Source organism: Sphingomonas floccifaciens (genome assembly GCF_042681125.1).
In the GTDB taxonomy this organism is placed as follows: domain Bacteria; phylum Pseudomonadota; class Alphaproteobacteria; order Sphingomonadales; family Sphingomonadaceae; genus Sphingomonas; species Sphingomonas floccifaciens.
On the sequence record NZ_JBHUFC010000003.1, the window covers coordinates 303,088 to 320,795 of the forward strand.

At 68.4% G+C, this 17,708-nt stretch carries 17 protein-coding genes and 1 tRNA gene; 8 read left to right on the top strand and 10 right to left on the bottom strand.

From position 1 onward, the window contains the following. Positions 1 to 42 precede the first annotated feature (42 nt). Complete coding sequence (locus ACFSC3_RS08485) at positions 43 to 270, bottom strand: hypothetical protein (protein ID WP_380939975.1); 228 nt, start codon at positions 268 to 270, stop codon at positions 43 to 45. Between the two features lie 110 nt (positions 271 to 380). Here ACFSC3_RS08485 and ACFSC3_RS08490 point away from each other — a divergent pair, with 110 nt between their 5' ends. Beyond that, positions 381 to 2,201: an ABCB family ABC transporter ATP-binding protein/permease gene (locus tag ACFSC3_RS08490; protein WP_380939976.1), complete on the top strand. Its 1,821-nt coding sequence runs from the start codon at positions 381 to 383 to the stop codon at positions 2,199 to 2,201. Here the strand turns inward: ACFSC3_RS08490 and ACFSC3_RS08495 are convergent. Both ACFSC3_RS08495 and ACFSC3_RS08500 read right to left on the bottom strand, forming a co-directional pair. Continuing rightward, on the bottom strand, positions 2,198 to 3,121 hold the full coding sequence (locus tag ACFSC3_RS08495; RefSeq protein WP_380939977.1) for a hypothetical protein: 924 nt from the start codon (positions 3,119 to 3,121) through the stop codon (positions 2,198 to 2,200). The two genes, ACFSC3_RS08490 and ACFSC3_RS08495, sit on opposite strands and share 4 nt — an antisense overlap. Positions 3,122 to 3,192: 71 nt before the next feature. Beyond that, complete coding sequence (locus ACFSC3_RS08500) at positions 3,193 to 4,086, bottom strand: hypothetical protein (RefSeq protein WP_380939978.1); 894 nt, start codon at positions 4,084 to 4,086, stop codon at positions 3,193 to 3,195. Between the two features lie 78 nt (positions 4,087 to 4,164). Between ACFSC3_RS08500 and recQ the strand changes: the two genes are divergently transcribed. The 4 genes from recQ to ACFSC3_RS08520 all read left to right on the top strand — a co-directional run bounded on the left by recQ (position 4,165) and on the right by ACFSC3_RS08520 (position 7,869). After that, positions 4,165 to 5,934 (top strand): DNA helicase RecQ, encoded by a 1,770-nt coding sequence (gene recQ, locus ACFSC3_RS08505; RefSeq protein ID WP_380939979.1) that lies wholly within the window; start codon positions 4,165 to 4,167, stop codon positions 5,932 to 5,934. After that, positions 5,931 to 6,362: a protein tyrosine phosphatase family protein gene (locus ACFSC3_RS08510; protein WP_380939980.1), complete on the top strand. Its 432-nt coding sequence runs from the start codon at positions 5,931 to 5,933 to the stop codon at positions 6,360 to 6,362. Before recQ ends, ACFSC3_RS08510 begins: the two co-directional genes overlap by 4 nt. A gap of 4 nt (positions 6,363 to 6,366) precedes the next feature. After that, the gene (locus ACFSC3_RS08515; protein WP_380939981.1) at positions 6,367 to 6,774 is read left to right on the top strand and encodes a hypothetical protein; all 408 of its coding nucleotides are present in this window, start codon (positions 6,367 to 6,369) and stop codon (positions 6,772 to 6,774) included. A gap of 159 nt (positions 6,775 to 6,933) precedes the next feature. Continuing rightward, positions 6,934 to 7,869 carry a sterol desaturase family protein gene (locus tag ACFSC3_RS08520; protein WP_380939982.1) on the top strand — a complete coding sequence of 312 codons (936 nt, stop codon included), beginning with the start codon at positions 6,934 to 6,936 and terminating at the stop codon, positions 7,867 to 7,869. Between the two features lie 34 nt (positions 7,870 to 7,903). On the opposite strand, the gene ACFSC3_RS08525 is transcribed toward ACFSC3_RS08520, so the two are convergent. Then, positions 7,904 to 8,206, bottom strand: a complete 303-nt coding sequence (locus tag ACFSC3_RS08525) for a polyhydroxyalkanoic acid system family protein (RefSeq protein ID WP_380939983.1) — start codon at positions 8,204 to 8,206, stop codon at positions 7,904 to 7,906. An 11-nt stretch (positions 8,207 to 8,217) separates the two neighbouring features. Further along, entirely contained in the window at positions 8,218 to 8,640 is a 423-nt protein-coding gene (locus ACFSC3_RS08530) for a VOC family protein (RefSeq protein ID WP_380939984.1), read from the bottom strand. 298 nt (positions 8,641 to 8,938) lie between these two features. On the opposite strand from ACFSC3_RS08530, the gene lnt reads away from it, so the two are divergent. Both lnt and metK read left to right on the top strand, forming a co-directional pair. Then, on the top strand, positions 8,939 to 10,486 hold the full coding sequence (gene lnt / locus ACFSC3_RS08535; RefSeq protein ID WP_380939985.1) for an apolipoprotein N-acyltransferase: 1,548 nt from the start codon (positions 8,939 to 8,941) through the stop codon (positions 10,484 to 10,486). A 102-nt stretch (positions 10,487 to 10,588) separates the two neighbouring features. Next, positions 10,589 to 11,803: a methionine adenosyltransferase gene (gene metK, locus ACFSC3_RS08540; protein ID WP_380939986.1), complete on the top strand. Its 1,215-nt coding sequence runs from the start codon at positions 10,589 to 10,591 to the stop codon at positions 11,801 to 11,803. Between the two features lie 64 nt (positions 11,804 to 11,867). On the opposite strand, the gene ACFSC3_RS08545 is transcribed toward metK, so the two are convergent. Both ACFSC3_RS08545 and ACFSC3_RS08550 read right to left on the bottom strand, forming a co-directional pair. Continuing rightward, a complete protein-coding gene (locus ACFSC3_RS08545) occupies positions 11,868 to 13,250 on the bottom strand; it encodes an RNB domain-containing ribonuclease (protein ID WP_380939987.1) in 1,383 nt (460 codons plus the stop codon). Further along, positions 13,247 to 13,825 (bottom strand): phosphatase PAP2 family protein, encoded by a 579-nt coding sequence (locus tag ACFSC3_RS08550; RefSeq protein WP_380939988.1) that lies wholly within the window; start codon positions 13,823 to 13,825, stop codon positions 13,247 to 13,249. The genes ACFSC3_RS08545 and ACFSC3_RS08550 overlap by 4 nt, the downstream gene beginning before the upstream one ends. 66 nt (positions 13,826 to 13,891) lie before the next feature. Between ACFSC3_RS08550 and trmB the strand changes: the two genes are divergently transcribed. Further along, complete coding sequence (gene trmB / locus ACFSC3_RS08555; RefSeq protein WP_380940893.1) at positions 13,892 to 14,578, top strand: tRNA (guanine(46)-N(7))-methyltransferase TrmB; 687 nt, start codon at positions 13,892 to 13,894, stop codon at positions 14,576 to 14,578. A 338-nt stretch (positions 14,579 to 14,916) separates the two neighbouring features. Here trmB and ACFSC3_RS08560 read toward each other — a convergent pair. From ACFSC3_RS08560 to ACFSC3_RS08570, 3 genes are all read right to left on the bottom strand, one after another. Beyond that, a tRNA-Val gene (locus ACFSC3_RS08560) sits at positions 14,917 to 14,992 on the bottom strand. A gap of 95 nt (positions 14,993 to 15,087) precedes the next feature. Continuing rightward, complete coding sequence (locus ACFSC3_RS08565; RefSeq protein ID WP_380939989.1) at positions 15,088 to 16,032, bottom strand: winged helix DNA-binding protein; 945 nt, start codon at positions 16,030 to 16,032, stop codon at positions 15,088 to 15,090. A gap of 156 nt (positions 16,033 to 16,188) precedes the next feature. After that, a complete protein-coding gene (locus ACFSC3_RS08570) occupies positions 16,189 to 17,700 on the bottom strand; it encodes an NAD(P)(+) transhydrogenase (Re/Si-specific) subunit beta (protein WP_380939990.1) in 1,512 nt (503 codons plus the stop codon). Between the last annotated feature and the right edge of the window lie 8 nt (positions 17,701 to 17,708).

A 17,708-nucleotide genomic window follows, 5' to 3' on the forward strand; every position in this document is an offset into this window, starting at 1 on the left:
CCGGGAGATGGGTCGCCGCCTTCGCGGGGACGAGTGGGGAGGTCAGCCCCGGCGACCGGTCCCGCGATCGGCCATCATAAGGCCGCGGCGCTCGCACGTCGCCTGGACGACCGGGAAGGACAGATCGGTATTGCGCTGAAGGGCGTTGGCCATGGCCGCCTGGCACGCGGCGACCGACTGGTAACGCGCCGGTTCCATCCGGACCTGCTGACAGGCCGCGCCATCGTCGCCGCAGCCCAGGATCGCCATGACGTAATAGAGCGGTTGCATCGCGCTATCCCCTTCATCACACTCAACAAAATCAGAGGGATTCAGTTCCCGGACCGCCGGTGGCGGCGCGATGCTTGGCGATCGGCGCGTGCATGCCTATTTCCCACCTCATGCCTCCCGTGACCTCCACGCCGGGCGCCGACCGGCCGCTGGTCGCGACGCTGCGCCGGTTCCTGCCCTATCTCTGGCCCGCCGATGCCCCCGCACTGAAGGTGCGGATCGGCGGGGCGATGACCCTCGTCGTCGCGTCGAAGCTGGTGCAGGTCTATGGCGCGCCGTTCGCGCTGCAGGGCGCGGTCGACCGGATGGCGAGCGGGGACCGGAGCCTGGCGACGCTCGTCGTGCTGCTGGTCATCGGCTATGCCGCGGCGCGGCTGGGAACTGTCGTCTTCGACAATCTGCGCAACACCGTGTTCGAGCGCGTCGGGCAGGACGCGACTCAGCGGCTGGCGGCCGCGGTGTTCCGCCACCTCCACGACCTGTCGCTCAGTTTCCACCTCGAACGCCGCACCGGCGCAGTGACCAAGGTGGTCGAGCGGGGCACGAAAAGCATCGACACGATGCTCTACTTCCTGCTCTTCAACATCGCGCCGACGATATTGGAGCTGGGGCTGGTGCTCGGCATCTTCTGGACGCGGTTCGGCGTCGGGCTGGTCGCGGGCACCGTCGTGATGGTCGTGCTGTACATCGTCTTCACGCGGATCGTGACCGACTGGCGCGCAGCGCTCAGACAGCAGATGAACGACCTCGACACCGGCGCGGTCGCACATGCGGTGGATTCGCTGCTGAATTTCGAGACGGTGAAATATTTCAACGCGGAGGAGCGTGAGGCGCGGCGCTATTCGGCCGCGGTCGCGAGCTATGCCGATGCGGCGGTGAAGTCGGAAAATTCGCTGGCCTGGCTCAATATCGGCCAGGCGGTCATCACCAACGCGATGCTGGCGGGCGGAATGGCGCTGGTCGCGCTGGGGTGGGCGAGCGGGCGCTTCTCACCGGGTGACGTCGTGCTGGTGTCGACGCTGCTTTCGCAGCTGTTCCGCCCGCTCGACCTGCTTGGCATGGTCTATCGGACGGTGCGGCAGGGTGTCATCGACATGGGCGCGATGTTCGACCTGATCGATACGGAGGCGACCGTGAAGGACGCAGCCGGCGCGCCGCCGCTGGCGATCGCGCGCAGCGCGGTACGGTTCGAGGATGTCCGCTTCGGCTACGGCGACGGGCGCGAGATCCTGCAAGGGCTGACCCTCGACATTCCCGCCGGCGCGACGGTCGCGGTAGTGGGACCGTCGGGTGCCGGCAAGTCGACGCTGGCGCGGTTGCTGTATCGCTTCTGGGACGTGACCGGCGGGCGGATCACCATCGACGGGCAGGATATCGCGAAGGTCACGCAGACCTCGCTGCGTGCGGCGATCGGCATCGTCCCGCAGGATACGGTGCTGTTCAACGACACGATCGGCTACAACATCGCCTATGGCCGCGAAGGCGCCGGGCCGGACGACATAGCGAATGCGGCGCGCGGGGCGGCGATCATGCCGTTCATCGACCGGCTGCCCGATGGCTTCGACACCCGCGTCGGCGAGCGCGGACTGAAGCTCAGCGGTGGCGAGAAGCAGCGCGTCGCGATCGCGCGGACGCTGGTGAAGGACCCGCCGATCCTGATCCTGGACGAAGCGACGAGCGCCCTCGACAGCCGTACCGAGGCCGAGATCCTCGCCACGCTGGAGGCGATCGAGCAGGGCCGCACGACCATCGTGATCGCGCACCGGCTGTCGACGATCGTCCACGCCGACCGGATCGTCGTGCTGGACGGCGGACGGGTGGCCGAGCAGGGCACCCATGCCGAATTGCTGGCGATGGGTGGCTTGTACGCGGAGATGTGGGCGAGGCAGCAGGCCGAGCGGCGGTCGGCCGAGGAAACCCTCCCCCTTTAGGCGCAGGTCAGGCGCATTTCCTTCGCGCGCAGGTCGACGACGATCGACGAGCAGCGCTTGAGCGCATCGGTGCCGATCATCAGCCGCTCGAATGTATCCTCGTGCACGGCGCGGGCGACGACCTGGACGTCGTTCGGATCGACGGGTTCGTCGACATCGCCGACCTTCTTGATCCGCCGTGCTGAGCCCCAGTCGGTGACGCGGACTTGCATGTCGTCGATCGCTACGGGCCCGACCGCCATCGGTCGCGTCAGTACCATGCGGCGCAGCAACCGCTCCTGGCCGGAGGCGGCTTCGGTCCGCACCGCCTCGCCCGCATAGCGTCCGCCATAGGCGCTCGCGATGCGCAGGGCCGTCTGCGCGGTGACGGTATTGGCGGGCTGGGCCAGGGTAAAGCCGACGCTGACGTCGCGGTCGCCCAACCGGACCGCGGTGGCGGCCGCCCCGTTCCAGTCGGGCGAGGTCTCGCCGCCGGGATTGAGCGGCATGACGACCGTCCGTTCGCCGCGCACCGACGACCGCAACTCGAAATGCGCTGCGTCGACGCCGATCATCTCGGGCGCGATCACGCAGTCGGCGCCCTCGACATAGCGACGCTCCAGCCAGTTCGCGCGGGGTTGCAGCGTCCGGCCGGCCAGCCGCAGCGTCACTTCGCCGAACGATCCATAGGCGTCCGACGGATCGGTCAGGATCACCGCGCGACCCTGCGCGACCATCCTGGCCCGCACCGCGAAGTCCGGGTTGCACAGCATACGGGGCACCGCGGACGGGTCGACGCGGATGCGGCCGTCGACCCCGTTCACCTGCATCGCGACGACACCGTCGCCGCGGATCGTGAGGATGTTGCGGTCGGCGGCGGCGCCGGGCAGCGCCATCAGCACCGCGGTCAGGGCAAGGATTCTGCGTCCGGGCTTGATCATGGCATGGTCCTCGTCATTCGCGTCGGCGCCGGGACTGTCCTGGTCCCTGTCGCGCGTCGGGTAGGGCGGCGTCAACGACAGCGCAGGCGGATCTGCTTGGCCGGCTTGTCGAAGGTGATGCTCGAACACCCCGCCAGCGCCGCGCGGCCGATGATCACCCGGTCGCGCTTGTGGTCGCGCTTGCCTTTCGCGGTGACAACGATCTCGTCGGGATCGGGTGCCGTGCCGGTCGCGGCGATCCCTTCCGCATTGCCGAAGTCGGACGTGCGCGCGAGGAGAGAGGTCAGCGCGATCGGGCCGATGGCGAAGGGTTTGGCCAGCCGCAGCGTGCGCACCGGGCGCTTCACGCCGAACGCGATCTCTGCCTCGGCGCGGTCGTCGTCGAGCGTCCCGTCCAGCGCCTTGGCCAGGGTCAGCGCCGCACCGGCAGTCGCGATCGTCGCATCCTGGTGCAGGTTGAAGCGGACCTGGAGCGGCTGGCTATCGATGGTCAGCACGCCGTTGCTCGCACCCCAGTTGCCGAACAGCCCGCCATCGGCGTCCATCGGGATCGCGACCTCGCGCTCGCCGGGTTGGGCTGGCCGTAGCCGAAAGCGGACGACCTGATCGGGCAGACCGCCGGGGCCGACGACCCCGTCATAGCCCACCAGATAAGGCTTGGCCGTCCACCCGATCCGCCGCTTGGCCGGAGCATCGCCGAGACCGATCCGCCCGACCGCACTGCGCCCCGCGACCATGACCGGCCCGACACGATAGCCGATGCCGAACGGCCCGGCCTTCAACCCGGCACGCGCCGCCGCTTCCTCGGTCAGGATCGGCATCGCCGGTGCGCCGGGATCGATCAGCAGCCGCACCTCGGCATCGTTCGCCTTGGTGACGAGCGCGGTGTCGGTCACGACGCGCTCGGCCGGCGCGGCGGCAAGGATGGCGGGCAGGGCGAGCGTTGCGAGGGCGTAACGGATCATCCTGTGCGGTGTGCCGCGCGATCATGGCGCGATTGCGGCCGGTTGCCGCCGCGGCCCCCGGTCCCTAAGTGCCCCGCGGTGACTGCCGCGCTCGACACCCTGCATCGTATCTTCGGTTTCAACGACTTTCGCGGCGTGCAGGGGCGGGTGGTCGATCGCGTGCTCGCGGGGCAATCGACGCTGGCGGTCATGCCGACCGGCGCCGGCAAGTCGCTGACCTATCAATTACCGGCGACGATGCTGGAGGGGACATGCGTCGTCGTCTCACCTCTCATCGCGCTGATGCACGACCAGCTGCGCGCGGCCGAGGCGGTCGGCATCCGCGCCGCGACCCTGACCTCGGTCGACCAGAACCGGGCGGAGACGCGCGGGCGGTTCTTGGATGGCGAGCTCGACCTGCTCTACATCGCGCCCGAACGCGCCTCCACGAGCGACTTCCGCGAGCTGCTGGAGCGTGGTCGGGTGGCGCTGTTCGCGATCGACGAAGCGCATTGCGTCAGCGAGTGGGGGCACGATTTCCGCCCCGATTATCGCCTGTTGCGGCCGCTGCTCGATCGCTATCCGGACGTACCGCGGCTCGCGCTGACTGCGACTGCCGACGCGCACACGCGGGCCGATATCCTCGACCAGCTCGGCATCCCGCAGGACGGGCTGATCGTCGCCGGCTTCGATCGCCCGAACATCCGCTATGCGATCTCCCCGCGCGACAACACCACGCGCCAGATCGCCGACCTGATCGCGGAGACGCCGGGTCCCGGCATCGTCTATGCCCAGACCCGCGCGGGCACCGAAAAGCTCGCCGAGGCGCTGGCCAAGACCGGGCGGCCGACCCGCGCCTATCACGCCGGGCTCGACCCCGAGGTTCGTGCGCGCAACCAGGCTGACTTCGTCGCGTCCGAGGACATGGTGATCTGCGCGACGGTCGCGTTCGGCATGGGGATCGACAAGCCCGATGTGCGGTTCGTGGCGCATGCCGGCCTGCCGAAATCGATCGAGGCCTATTATCAGGAAACCGGCCGCGCGGGCCGCGACGGCGACCCATCGGTCGCGCATCTGTTCTGGGGGGCGGAGGACTTCGCCAAGGCTCGCCAACGCGTGGCCGAGGTCGAGCCGCAGCGCCAGGCGGGCGAGCGCCAGCGGCTGACCGCGCTCGCCGGCCTTGTCGAGACGACCGGCTGTCGCCGCGCGGTGCTGCTGCGCCATTTCGGCGAACAGCCCGGCGAGGTCTGCGGCAATTGCGACAATTGCCTCAATCCGCCCATGGGGACGGAGGCGACCGAGATCGCGCGCAAGTTCCTGTCGGCGGTGTTCCGCACCGGCCAGCTGTTCGGGGTCGGCTATGTCGAGGATATCCTGCTAGGCAAGTCGAGCGAGCGCAGCCTGATCAACGGCCACGAAAATCTCAGCGTGTTCGGGATCGTCGACGGTGAGGAGGCGGCGCTCATCCGCCCGGTCGCCCGCGCGCTCCAGGCCCGCGATGCGCTGCGCGCCAATCCGCACGGCGGGCTGGAGTTCGGTCCCGCGGCGCGCGCGATCCTAAAAGGGGAGGTGGACGTCACCCTGGTCTTGCCGCCCAAGCGCGAGCGGCGGCGCAAGGGCAAGGCGGGCGCTGCGGAGGCGAACCCGGTCGGCGATCCGCTGTTCGAGGCGCTGCGCGAACGCCGCCGTGCGCTGGCGAAGGAGGGCGGGGTGCCGCCCTATGTCATCTTCCACGATTCGGTGCTGCGCGAGATGGCGTCGGTCCGTCCCGGCACGCTCGACGCCTTGTCGAGAATTTCCGGCGTTGGCGCGCGCAAGCTCGATGCGTATGGAGAAGCGTTCCTGTCGACTATCCGAGAGTTCGAATGATCCGCCAAATCGACGATCACATCAGCGTTGCCCCCCAGATCACTCCGGCCGAAGTCGATGCGATCGCCGCGGCGGGCTTTACCGAGATCGTCAACAACCGCCCCGACGACGAAGAGGGCGGCCAGCCGTCCGGCGCGGAGATCGCCGCCGCGGCGCGCGAAGCGGGCATCGCCTATCGCGCGATTCCGGTCGGGCATTCCGGTTTCTCGGGCAATCAGGTCGAGGCGATGGCGCAGGCGCTGACCGCCGCGTCGGGGCCGGTGCTGGCATTCTGCCGCTCGGGTACGCGATCGACGCATCTGTGGGCGCTGGCTCGCGCGCGGATGGGCGACGATCCCGGCACGCTGGTCGCGAAAGCAGCGGAGGCCGGCTACGATATTTCGGGCATTCGCGCGATGCTCGATACCCTCGTGGCCGAGGCGCGCTGACACCGTGACGCTGACGCAGCTCGGCGGGTCGCTGGTCGCCGTGCTGCTGCTCGCGTGGATCGCGCGGTGGCTGCGGCTGGGCGAGAGCAAGATCACCGACCCGACGACCGCGGCGGGCTTTGCACAGAATGCTCTGGCGGGTTTCCAGGCCGGGCGCGCTCTGGTCGGCACCGATGGTGCGGCGGCGCTGGTCGCGGGGGACACGGGGATCGCGGTGGTCAAGCGCCACGGCGCGAAGGTCGCCGTCCGCCGCCTGATCCCGCCGCTCTACCTGCGCGTCTCGGTCGAGGGCGTGACGGTCGAGACGGGCGAACGGCTGTTCGGGGCAGTGACTCTATTCGGCGTGACCGAGCCGGAGGTCCGCGCGCTGGAGGCGGAGGCCGGTCGGTCGACGGTGGTTACGTTGCATTAAGGGTAATCCTCCCCTGGAAGGGGAGGTGGCCGGCGTAGCCGGACGGAGGGGTGTCACCCTCTCCGGATAACTGGACACCCCTCCGTCAGGCCTGCGGCCTGCCACCTCCCCTTGCAGGGGAGGATTTTCGTTGACTGACACCCGTGTTAATAAGCGCCCGTGCCCGACCTTCCCAACCCCGTGACGCTTGCAATCCCCGCCTTCGTCTTGCTCGTACTCGCGGAAATGCTGGTCGCGCGCACCCGCGACCGCACGCGTTACTGTCCCGACGACACGCGAACCTCGATGCTGCTTGGCTTGGGCAGCACGGTCGCAGGCGTGCTCTCCGCCGGGCTCGTCTTCGCGCTCGCCACATGGGTGTGGCAGTTCCGGCTGTTCGACATCGGCTATGCGTGGTGGGCGTTTGCGCTCGCCTTCGTGCTCGATGACCTGGCGTACTATTGGTTCCACCGCACCGCCCACCGCGTCCGCTGGTTCTGGGCGAGCCATGTCGTCCATCATTCGAGCCAGCACTACAACCTGTCGACCGCGCTCCGGCAGACGTGGACGGGGTTCTTCAGCCTGGCGTTTCTGTTCCGCCTGCCGCTGTTCCTGATCGGCTTTACGCCGGCGATGGTGTTCTTCGTGGCGAGCCTCAACCTCGTCTATCAGTTCTGGATCCATACCGAGACGATCGGCCGCCTGCCGCGCTGGTTCGAGGCGGTGATGAACACGCCGAGCCATCACCGCGTCCACCACGCGACCAACCCGCGCTACCTCGACCGCAATTATGCGGGCGTGTTCATCGTGTGGGACAAGCTGTTCGGCACCTACACCGCGGAGGTCGACGGCGACCGTCCGCGCTATGGCATCGTGCGCGATCTCGGCAGCTTCAACCTGCTGTGGGCGGCGTTCCATGAATGGGTCGGGATCGCCAAGGACATGTGGCGCGCGCCGTGGGGGGCGAAGCTTGGCTATCTGCTGCGCGAGCCGGGGTGGAGCCATGACGGCAGCCGCGAGACGTCGGATATGATCCGGGCGCGGTGGGAGCGTACCCAAACCCCCGGTGCTCCCGCGCAGGCGGGAGCCCAGGGCCACGAGCGGGGTCTTCAGTAACTCTGGGCTCCCGCCTGCGCGGGAGCACGGTGGCTTATTTGAGAAGCTTCGGCCCCTCGCGGCCCAGCACGTCGCGGATCTTGTTCGCGAACATCGCGAGGAACGGCGGCAGTTCGACGCGCAGGTGGACCTTGTCCTCCAGCACGTCGACCGTCGCGGCGGCGCGCTGACCCATTGCGGCGACGTTGAACATCAGCCGGTCGCCGTCCCAGCGGTGTTCGGTCACCTTGCCGCCGGGGATATAGCCCTCCAGCTTGGCGATGCCGCCGGCGATTCGCGCCTTGGCGGCGTCTCGGCCCAGGCTGTGGGCGATGTCGAGTTCGACGGGTTCGCTCATGGGGCGTCCTTTCAGGCTGTGGCGAAAAGCATGGAATCGTCGGCGAACGCCTTGAACTCCAGCGCGTTCCCGGACGGGTCGCGGAAGAACATCGTCGCCTGTTCGCCGGGCTGGCCCGGGAAACGGATGTGCGGTTCGATCCCGAACACGGTGCCTGCGGCACGCAGGCGATCGGCGAGCGCCTGCCAGTCAGCCATGGTCAGGACGATGCCGAAATGGGGAACGGGGACGTGATGGCCATCGACTTCGTTCGCGACCGCGACGGGGTTTGCTGCGGGGTCGAGGTGGGCGACGATCTGATGGCCGTAGAAGTCGAAATCGATCCATTCGTCCGAGGACCGCCCCTCGGCGCAGCCCATCGTCTCGCCGTAGAATGTTCGCGCGGCAGCAAGGTCGTGGACGGGGAAGGCGAGGTGGAAAGGGCGTAGGGTCATTTGGTGGGTTTAGAAGAAGAAGGGTGATTCACGCAAAGGCGCAAAGGCGCGAAGAGAAGAAGGATTGATTCACGCGGAGGCGCGGAGACGCGGAGGTGTCTCGCCTGCCGCGCCAGCGGCCCTCTTACTACTAGCCGAGCGGGGGAAAGGTCTCGCTGGCGCGAGACGATAGCCGCAAGTGGCTTCCCTCCGCGTCTCCGCGCCTCCGCATGAAAATCTCATCTCCTTCTCTTTGCGCCTTCGCGCCTTTGCGTGAATCATTCCTTCTTCCGAAGACGCCCGCTAGAGCCCAGCCGGCATGCGTTTCCTCATCCCCATCCTCCTCGGCGCGCTCGCCGCCACCGGGTTCGCGCCGCTTGAGCTGGTGCCGCTGATGATCGTCGCGATCGCGATGTGGCTGCGGATCGTCCATGACGTACCGACGCTCGGGCGTGCGATGCTGACGGGCTGGCTGTTCGGGGTCGGCCATTTCACGGTCAACAACAACTGGATCCAGCACGCTTTCGACTATCAGGACAAGATGCCGCCGGTGCTGGGCTATGGCGCGGCGGTGGGGCTGGCGCTGTATCTTGCCATCTATCCGATGATCACCGCCGGGCTGGTCTGGCGCCTGGCCTCCCCCCGCAGCCGCGGCGATACCGGCACGCCGCCGGGTGTCGCCTTCGCGCTCGTTGCCGGCGCGGCGTGGATCGTGGGCGAGTGGCTGCGCTCAACGCTGTTCACCGGCTATGCCTGGGACCCGCTGGCGGTCGTCTGGGTGCCGGTGCAGCCGGTCGCGTGGGTGACGACGCTGATCGGGACCTATGCGCTCTCTGGGCTGACCGTCGCCGCGGCGGCGCTGTTGCTTACGGTGCCGCGCAAGCCCTTGGCGCTGGGTCTGGCGAGCGTGGCCGTCCTTTTACCGGTTCCGCTCGCCGCGCTGAGCTACCGGACGCCCGCCGCCCCGCAACCACCGGGCGCGCCGCGGTTGCGCGTCGTCCAGCCGAACATCGACCAGCAGATCCACATCAGCCGCGACGATTGGCGCGAGACGTCGGCCCGGCTGGCGGCGCTGTCGGGCAAGCCGGGCCGCGCGCCCCGACTGCTGATGTGGCCGGAGGGCATCGTCCAGCCCTATCTGGAGGACGGCTACCCGTACGAATGGTATCTGAAGTTCGGATCGCCGCAGGCCGCACGACGCCAGATCGCGCAGCTGCTCGGCCCCAACGATCAAGCCCTCGTCGGCGGCACCGCGCTGATGTTCGACGCGGCCGACGAGGTTAGCGAGGCCGGCAATTCGGTGTTCGTCGTGCGCCCCGACGCGCGGCTGGCAGGGCGGTATGACAAGGCGCACTTGGTTCCCGGTGGGGAATATCTGCCGATGCGCGCGCTCACCGAGCCGCTTGGTCTGGCGCGGCTGGTGGCTGGGGACATCGACTTCGGCAGCGGACCGGGACCTCGGTCGATCGACGTCGGCGTCTTCGGGCCGATCGGGTTCCAGGTCTGTTACGAGATCATCTTCTCGGGCGAGGTCGTCGATCCGGCCAAGCGCCCGCGGCTGATCTTCAACCCGTCCAACGACAGCTGGTTCGGCAGCTGGGGCACCGTCCAGTTCGTCGCCCAGGCACGGATGCGCGCGATCGAGGAAGGGCTGCCGGTGGTGCATTCGACACCCAACGGCATCTCAGTCGTGGTCGGGGCGGACGGCGCGGTCATCGGCACCGGTCCGCGCTTCGCCGCAGCCGCGATCGACGTGCCGATCCCGCCCGCCCATGCGCCGACGCCGTTCTCCCGGATCGGCAACTGGGCCGCATTGGCCGTCGCCTTGCTGCTGCTCGCCGCCGCACGCGTCCTGCGGCGGCGTTGACGCTTGGTCTGCGGAAGTCTACGGCGCATATAAGGAAAGCTTTATATCCTGGGCATGGCAACGGCCCTACGGCTTTCCCTCGGTTTCATTTCGAGGATTTCCATGCGTTCCAGCTATCTCTTCACGTCCGAATCGGTTTCGGAAGGCCATCCCGACAAGGTCGCCGACCAGATTTCCGACGCCATCGTCGACCTGTTCCTGTCCAAGGACCCCGAAGCCCGCATCGCGTGCGAGACGCTGACCACGACCCAGCTGGTCGTGCTGGCCGGTGAAATCCGCGGCAAGGGCATCATGGACGAAGCCGGCAATTGGGCCGAAGGCGTGCCGGAGGAGGTCGAGAAGACCGTCCGCGATACCGTGAAGCGCATCGGCTACGAACAGGCGGGCTTCCACTGGGAGACGCTGCGGTTCGAGAACAACCTGCACCCGCAGTCCGCGCACATCGCGCAGGGCGTCGATTCGTCAGGCAACAAGGATGAAGGCGCCGGCGACCAGGGCATCATGTTCGGCTATGCCGCCGACGATACGCCCGAACTGATGCCGGCGACGCTGCAGTACAGCCACCAGATTCTGGAGCGCATGGCCGCCGACCGCCATTCGAAGAAGGCCCCGTTCCTGGAGCCCGACGCGAAGAGCCAGGTCACGCTGCGTTATGAGGGCAGCCGCCCGGTCGCCTGCACCGCGATCGTCGTGTCGACCCAGCACGCGCCGGGCTATGACCAGGGCGAGAAGGAAGCCGAGCTGCACGCCTATGTGAAGTCGGTCGTGGCCGACGTCATCCCGGCCGAGCTGCTGTCGGACGAGACCGTCTATCACATCAACCCGACCGGCAGCTTCGAAATCGGCGGACCGGACGGCGACGCCGGCCTGACGGGTCGCAAGATCATCGTCGACACCTACGGCGGTGCGGCCCCGCACGGCGGCGGCGCCTTCTCGGGCAAGGACCCGACCAAGGTCGACCGTTCGGCGGCGTACATCACCCGCTATCTCGCCAAGAACATCGTCGCCGCCGGCCTGGCCCAGCGCTGCACGATCCAGCTGGCCTATGCGATCGGCGTGTCGAAGCCGCTGTCGCTCTACGTCGATACCCATGGCACCGGCACGGTCGGCGACGACGCGATCGAAGCCGCGATCGGCCGGATCGAAAAGCTGGGCGGCCTGACCCCGCGCGGCATCCGCACGCATCTGGGCCTCAACAAGCCGATCTATTCGAAGACCGCCGCCTATGGCCACTTCGGCCGCAAGGCCGAGGGCGACCTGTTCCCGTGGGAGCGGACCGATCTGGTCGACGACCTGAAGACGGCGCTGGCGGCGTAAGCCGGCTCACCGGTCGAAATATGCGGGAGGTCCGGCGACGGGCCTCCCGTTTTCGTTTGCGGAACTATACGACGAACGTGATCCGCCGCGCCGCCGGATCGGCGACCGTCAGGCGGACGGTCAGCGTGTCGCCCGGCGCGCGCCCGCCGGCGTCGACGCGGGCGAGGATCGGCAGGTCGGTCAGGCGGATGCGCACGCCGCGGTCGTCGATGTCGGTGACGACGGCCGTGAAACGCTCGCCCTCCCGCCCCTCCAGCATCGCCGCCTCGGCCAGATCGACCACGGCGCGGTCGATGCGGCCGGCGCGGGCGTCGGCGGTGGCCATGACCTTGGGCAGGCGCGCGAAGGCCTGCGTCGTCGCCTCTGAAACGGGCCGTCCGTTCGCCACCGCAAGTGCGGCGTCCAGAACGTAGCGGTCGGCCAGGCGACGCAGCGGCGCCGTGGCATGGGCATAGCGCGCGGCGACCGCAGCGTGCCATGGCACGACGTCGGCGCGATAGGCCTCATAGCGTGCGCCCCCGCCCGCGCGGCGGATGGCGAGCATCATCGTCGCCTGCGCAGGCTCTCGGGCATCAAGCGTGCGCTCGAATTCGGCGAGCGTCGTTGCAGCGGGCCAGTCCAAGCCGAGCGCCGTCGCTTCGCCGCGCAGCCGGGCAACGGCGACCGCGTCCGGCCCTTCCATCACGCGAAACAGGCCGGTTGCATGGGCGTACAGCAGGTCGGCGACCGCCATGTTCGTCGCCAGCGATAGCGCCGCATTGTCGCGCTCGCTCTCCAGCAACGGGCGAAACGCCAGCGTCAACCGGCCATCCGCGGCATGAACCACCTCCTGATCCGGCGGATCGACCTGCGTCGCGCCGCGTGCGGCCTCCGCCGCGCGGATGCGGCGCCCGATCTCGGGGAAGTCGGGCGGCAGGTCCGCCGGGCGGACCGCGTCATAGGCGAGCTTCGCCCGGCTGCGGATCAGCGCACGTTCCACCGAGTCGATCCGCCCGCGCCCATCGAGCGCGATGCGCGTCGTCAGCACGATCGCCGGGCGCGGGCCGTCGGGCAACAGGCTGGCCGCTCCTTCGGCCACAACAGGCGGATAGAGTCCGGCCTTTCCATCGGGCAGGTACAGGGTTTCGCCACGCGCCCACGCCTCGCGATCAATCGCGTCGCCATCCTCCACGAACCAGCCGATGTCGGCGATGGCATAGTGCAACAGCAGGTCGCCGCCCGACGCTTCGATGGCAAAGGCCTGGTCGAGATCGGTGGAGCTTGCCGGGTCGAGCGTGACGAACGGGATGGCGGTGCGATCGCGGTGGGCGTCCGGCACACGGCGCGACGCAGCTTCGGCGGCGGCCAGCACCTCGGGCGGAAACCCGGTCGGAACGGCGAACTCGCTGCGGATGGCACCCAGTCCGGCGGCCAGCACCGCATCCCGGTCGAGCAGCGCGCGGGTCATGCCGGGCGGTTGGCCGCTCGTACGGCGGCATCGACCGCCCATTCGCTGGCAAGGCCGATCGCGGCACCGGCCAGCACGTCGCCGACATAATGTTTGGCGATGGGCAGCTGGATCGCACCGGCGCCAGCCGCTGCCAGCGACAGCGCCGGGGTCGCGTCCGGCCACACCCGTGCCGCGGCCCGCGCGACCGCGACTGCGCCGGCGGTGTGGCCCGAGGGGAAGCTGCTATAGTGGTGCGAGCGATCGCCGCCGGGCTCCAGCTTGTAGCTATGCCCCTTCTTGACCGAATGGGGGCGGGTGCGGTCGACACTGCGTTTCACGACCTCCTTGGCGGCGGTGGCGAGCAGGTGACTCGCGAGCATCCGCGCACCGGCCTCCGTCATGGAGCGCCGCCGGAGGATCAGTCCCAGCGCGAGCGTCGCGGCGCTGAGCGCGATCAGCGGCGGCTGGTCGGCGAGTTCGCCGAGCTTCGCCGCCACCTGCATCGGCGGCGTATCATGCTTGGCCGCCGCCTTGTGCGTTACCTTGCGATCGGCCTCTTCGAGGCGCTTTGCGGCTTTCTTCACCTTGGTCATGGACGTCCAATCGACGAAGGGGCCGCGCGGTTGCAGATCGCCGTCGCGATCTCTATCGGCACGGTCATGGTCGATCCCGCCACTCATCGCCAGCTCTACGGCCGCCGCGCCGGGCACAAGCTGCGCACCGGCCAGGCCGCGCTGGTCGAGGACCTGCTGCCGCGCGTTTCTGTACCGGAAGCGGGGGCGCTCGATGCGCGGGCTTTGTTCGGTGACGACCGGCCGCTGGAATTCGAGATCGGCTTCGGCGCCGGCGAACATCTGGCGGGGCAGGCGGCGATGCGGCCCGGCACCGGCTTCATCGGGTGCGAGCCGTTCCTGAACGGCGTCGTCGGCGCGCTGCTGCACATTCGCGACGAGTCGCTCGACAATGTCCGCCTGCACATGGGCAATGCGATCGAGGTGCTCGACCGGCTGCCCGACGCCAGCCTCGACCGGCTGTATCTGCTCCACCCCGATCCCTGGCCCAAGCCGCGCCATGCCAAGCGCCGGATGGTCAACAACGGCCCGCTCGACCTGATCGCGGCGAAGCTGAAGGTCGGCGGCGAGTTCCGGCTGGGGACCGATGACCCGACCTATTGCCGGCACGCGATGATGGTGATGAACCGGCGGCGCGACTTCGTGTGGCAGGCGAACAGCGCGGCGGACTTCCTGACGCGGCCCGCGGACTGGCCGGAGACGCGCTATGAGCGCAAGGCGCGGCGGCAGGGGCATGAGGTCTGGTATTTCCGCTACGAACGGGTGGCGATTTAGCTCGGGCTGAACCGCGTCGTGGACGTATTCGTCGGCCGCTTGTCCTGCGATGGCAGACGGCGCGGTCTCGCCGCTACGGGATGTGAAGGACGGTATCACCCCACACCCCGTTCGCCCTGAGCTTGTCGAAGGGCTGCTCTTCGTGCCGCATGCCCGACGCCGTCGAAAGAAGGGCGTGCTTCGACAGGCTTACGTACCGAAATGGTAAGATCGCTGGCGATGAGGCGCCCGCTGCACCGCCGGTCGCAGCGAAGCCGCGCCCTCTGGCGCGCTTCTCCGCGCCGATCGATGGCCTCGCGATGCGAAACAGCTGGGCTGTTTCGTCTTCGCCGCGGCCATGGTGGGCGCTGACGGGCTCGAACCGCCGACCCTCTCGGTGTAAACGAGATGCTCTACCAACTGAGCTAAGCGCCCATGCGAGGGTCGCGGACCCGAGCACGGCCGGTGGGCGATGCCCGACCGGTGATGCGGCTTAGCCGCGTCGGCCCCTTGCAATCAACCCCTGCCGCTCACGCCGGTAACAACCCCGCGCGCCGGATCGCGTCGAAATATCCCTCCATCCCGGCACGCGCCGCAGGAGCGAGCGAGATGAAGGCGCGGCGGCGGTCGGCCGGGTCGGCGTAGCGTTCGAACAGCCCCGCCTCGACCATCGAGCCGATCCAGCGCAGCGCGGTCGTGCCGGGCACGTGCGCCGCGATGCACAGGCTGGACACCGAAACCTGCCGCCCCTCCAGCTCGGCGGCGAACAGGTCGAGCAACATGTCCCAGGCGGGATCGGCGAACAGGTCGGGTGGGAAATGCGCCGCGCGCATCCGCCGGCTGCGGATCGTGTCGCGAACGACATTGGCGTCGATCGTGGCGACCGAGTCCATCCGCTCGGCACGGAAGCCACGCGAGGTATCGCGCACCTGCCCACCGAACCGCGGCCGCCCCCCGCCGTCCCCCGCCAGCCGGGCCAGCGTATCGGCGAACCGCGCGACTTCGTCGTTCAGCCGGCGCAGGCGATCGTCGGCATCGCGGCTGCTGTCATGCAGTCGCATCCCGCGAGCGCCACCGGCAAATTGCAGCGCGGTGATGCGGTCGATCAGCTGCGGATTGCAGAGATGCTGGACGTTCGGCCCGAACAGCGTCGCGGCGATGGTGTCGGTGTCGGCTTCGCCCGCGGTTACCACGACGTCGATATCACGGTCGCGAACCAGCGCGTCGATCGCGGTAAGGCAGCGTTCGGCCACCGCCGGCGGGACGTCGGTCGCCTCCAGCATCACGATATCGGGGCCGCTGCGCATCGCGAGTGCGGTCGCGCCCTCCGCCAGCGGTACGGTGCCGATGGTACGCATGCCGGCGCGCGCGATCGCGTCGGCCGCGGCCTCCAAATCGGACGGGCGGTCGCCGATCAACAGGACCGTCGGCTGCGTATCATAGAACACATCGGCGGTCGGTTCGGCGGCAGTCATCGGGTCGGTCCCTCCTTCATGTTCCCGGCTCGTTCATGGCCGCGCCGGGGACAGGGCACGAGCCGCGACGTCGCCGAAGTGGACCTAACGCCGCGTTCGCAACATCCGGACCGCGCAGATGCATCCGTTCCGGAGGGAATATCTTCGTAACCGATGTTAATCGAGGGACTTCACAATCTCCTCCACCATCTTCTTCGCATCGGCCAGCAGCATCATCGTGTTGTCCATGTAGAACACGTCGTTATCGACGCCGGCATAGCCCACCCCGCCCATGCTGCGCTTCACGAACAGCACGGTCTTGGCCTTCTCCACGTCGAGCACCGGCATGCCGTAGATGGGGGAGGTCTTGTCGGTCTTCGCCGCCGGATTGGTCACGTCGTTCGCGCCGATGACGAAGGCGACGTCGGTCTGCGCGAATTCGGAGTTGATGTCCTCCAGCTCGAACACCTCGTCATAGGGCACGTTCGCTTCGGCCAGCAGCACGTTCATATGGCCGGGCATGCGCCCCGCGACCGGGTGGATCGCGTATTTCACGCGGACGCCATGTTCCTTCAGCTTGTCGGCCATTTCACGCAGCACATGCTGCGCCTGCGCGACCGCCATGCCGTAGCCGGGAACGATGATGACCTGTTCGGCCTGTTGCATCAGGAAGGCGGCGTCTTCGGCCGACCCGCGCTTCCACGGCCGGTCGGTCTTGGCCGCGCCCGCACCGCCGCCGCCGCTCTCCGCGCCGAAGCCGCCGGCGATGACGCTGATGAAGCTGCGGTTCATCGCGCGGCACATGATGTAGCTGAGGATCGCGCCCGAGGATCCGACCAGCGCGCCGGTGATGATCATCGCCGAGTTGTGCAGCGTGAAGCCCATCGCCGCCGCCGCCCAGCCCGAATAGCTGTTTAGCATGCTGACCACGACCGGCATGTCCGCGCCGCCGATCGGGATGATCAGCAGGAAGCCGATGACGAAGCTGAGCGCGGTGATCGTCCAGAACACCCACGGGCTCTGGTCCTGCGTGAAATGGACGACCAGCAGCAGGATCGCGGCGAGCGTTCCCAGATTGATGAGATGGCGGCCCGGCAGCAGGATCGGCGCGCCGCCCATGTTACCGTTCAATTTCAGGAAGGCGATGACCGAACCGGAAAAGGTGATCGCACCGATCGCGACGCCCAGGCCCATCTCGACCCGGCTGACGGGGGCGATGTAGGCGAAGGGCTCGCCGATCATCGGAACGACCAGCTGGGCGATGCCAAACGCCATCGGGTTCAGGAAGGCGGCGGCGGCGACGAGGACCGCGGCGAGACCGACGAGGCTGTGGAAAGCGGCGACCAGCTGCGGCATCGCGGTCATGGCGATGCGGCGCGCGGTGACCAGGCCAATGACCGCGCCGATGCCGATCGCAGCGAGCAGTTCGAGAACGGTCAGATAATCGACGCGCTGTAGTATGGCGGTGTAGTCGAACGCGGGCGTGCTCTCGGTCACCAGCAACTGGTCGACCGGCACATGCGTGACCAAAGTCGTCACCACCGCGATCGTCATGCCGATCATGCCGAAGCGGTTGCCGCGCTGGCTCGATGTCGGCGACGACAGCCCGCGCAGCGCGAGAATGAAGCACACCCCGGCGACGAGATAGGCAAGGGCAGCGAACGAACTGCCGGCTGTTACGTGTTCCATCCTACCCC

Bases quoted from the DNA above. Each gene is read 5' to 3' on its own strand.
- ACFSC3_RS08485 (WP_380939975.1), bottom strand. From the start codon at position 270: ATGCAACCGCTCTATTACGTCATGGCGATCCTGGGCTGCGGCGACGAT.
- ACFSC3_RS08490 (WP_380939976.1), top strand. From the start codon at position 381: ATGCCTCCCGTGACCTCCACGCCGGGCGCCGACCGGCCGCTGGTCGCG.
- ACFSC3_RS08495 (WP_380939977.1), bottom strand. From the start codon at position 3,121: ATGATCAAGCCCGGACGCAGAATCCTTGCCCTGACCGCGGTGCTGATG.
- ACFSC3_RS08500 (WP_380939978.1), bottom strand. From the start codon at position 4,086: ATGATCCGTTACGCCCTCGCAACGCTCGCCCTGCCCGCCATCCTTGCC.
- ACFSC3_RS08510 (WP_380939980.1), top strand. From the start codon at position 5,931: ATGATCCGCCAAATCGACGATCACATCAGCGTTGCCCCCCAGATCACT.
- ACFSC3_RS08525 (WP_380939983.1), bottom strand. From the start codon at position 8,206: ATGAGCGAACCCGTCGAACTCGACATCGCCCACAGCCTGGGCCGAGAC.
- ACFSC3_RS08530 (WP_380939984.1), bottom strand. From the start codon at position 8,640: ATGACCCTACGCCCTTTCCACCTCGCCTTCCCCGTCCACGACCTTGCT.
- lnt (WP_380939985.1), top strand. From the start codon at position 8,939: ATGCGTTTCCTCATCCCCATCCTCCTCGGCGCGCTCGCCGCCACCGGG.
- metK (WP_380939986.1), top strand. From the start codon at position 10,589: ATGCGTTCCAGCTATCTCTTCACGTCCGAATCGGTTTCGGAAGGCCAT.
- ACFSC3_RS08545 (WP_380939987.1), bottom strand. From the start codon at position 13,250: ATGACCCGCGCGCTGCTCGACCGGGATGCGGTGCTGGCCGCCGGACTG.
- ACFSC3_RS08550 (WP_380939988.1), bottom strand. From the start codon at position 13,825: ATGACCAAGGTGAAGAAAGCCGCAAAGCGCCTCGAAGAGGCCGATCGC.
- trmB (WP_380940893.1), top strand. From the start codon at position 13,892: ATGGTCGATCCCGCCACTCATCGCCAGCTCTACGGCCGCCGCGCCGGG.
- ACFSC3_RS08565 (WP_380939989.1), bottom strand. From the start codon at position 16,032: ATGACTGCCGCCGAACCGACCGCCGATGTGTTCTATGATACGCAGCCG.
- ACFSC3_RS08570 (WP_380939990.1), bottom strand. From the start codon at position 17,700: ATGGAACACGTAACAGCCGGCAGTTCGTTCGCTGCCCTTGCCTATCTC.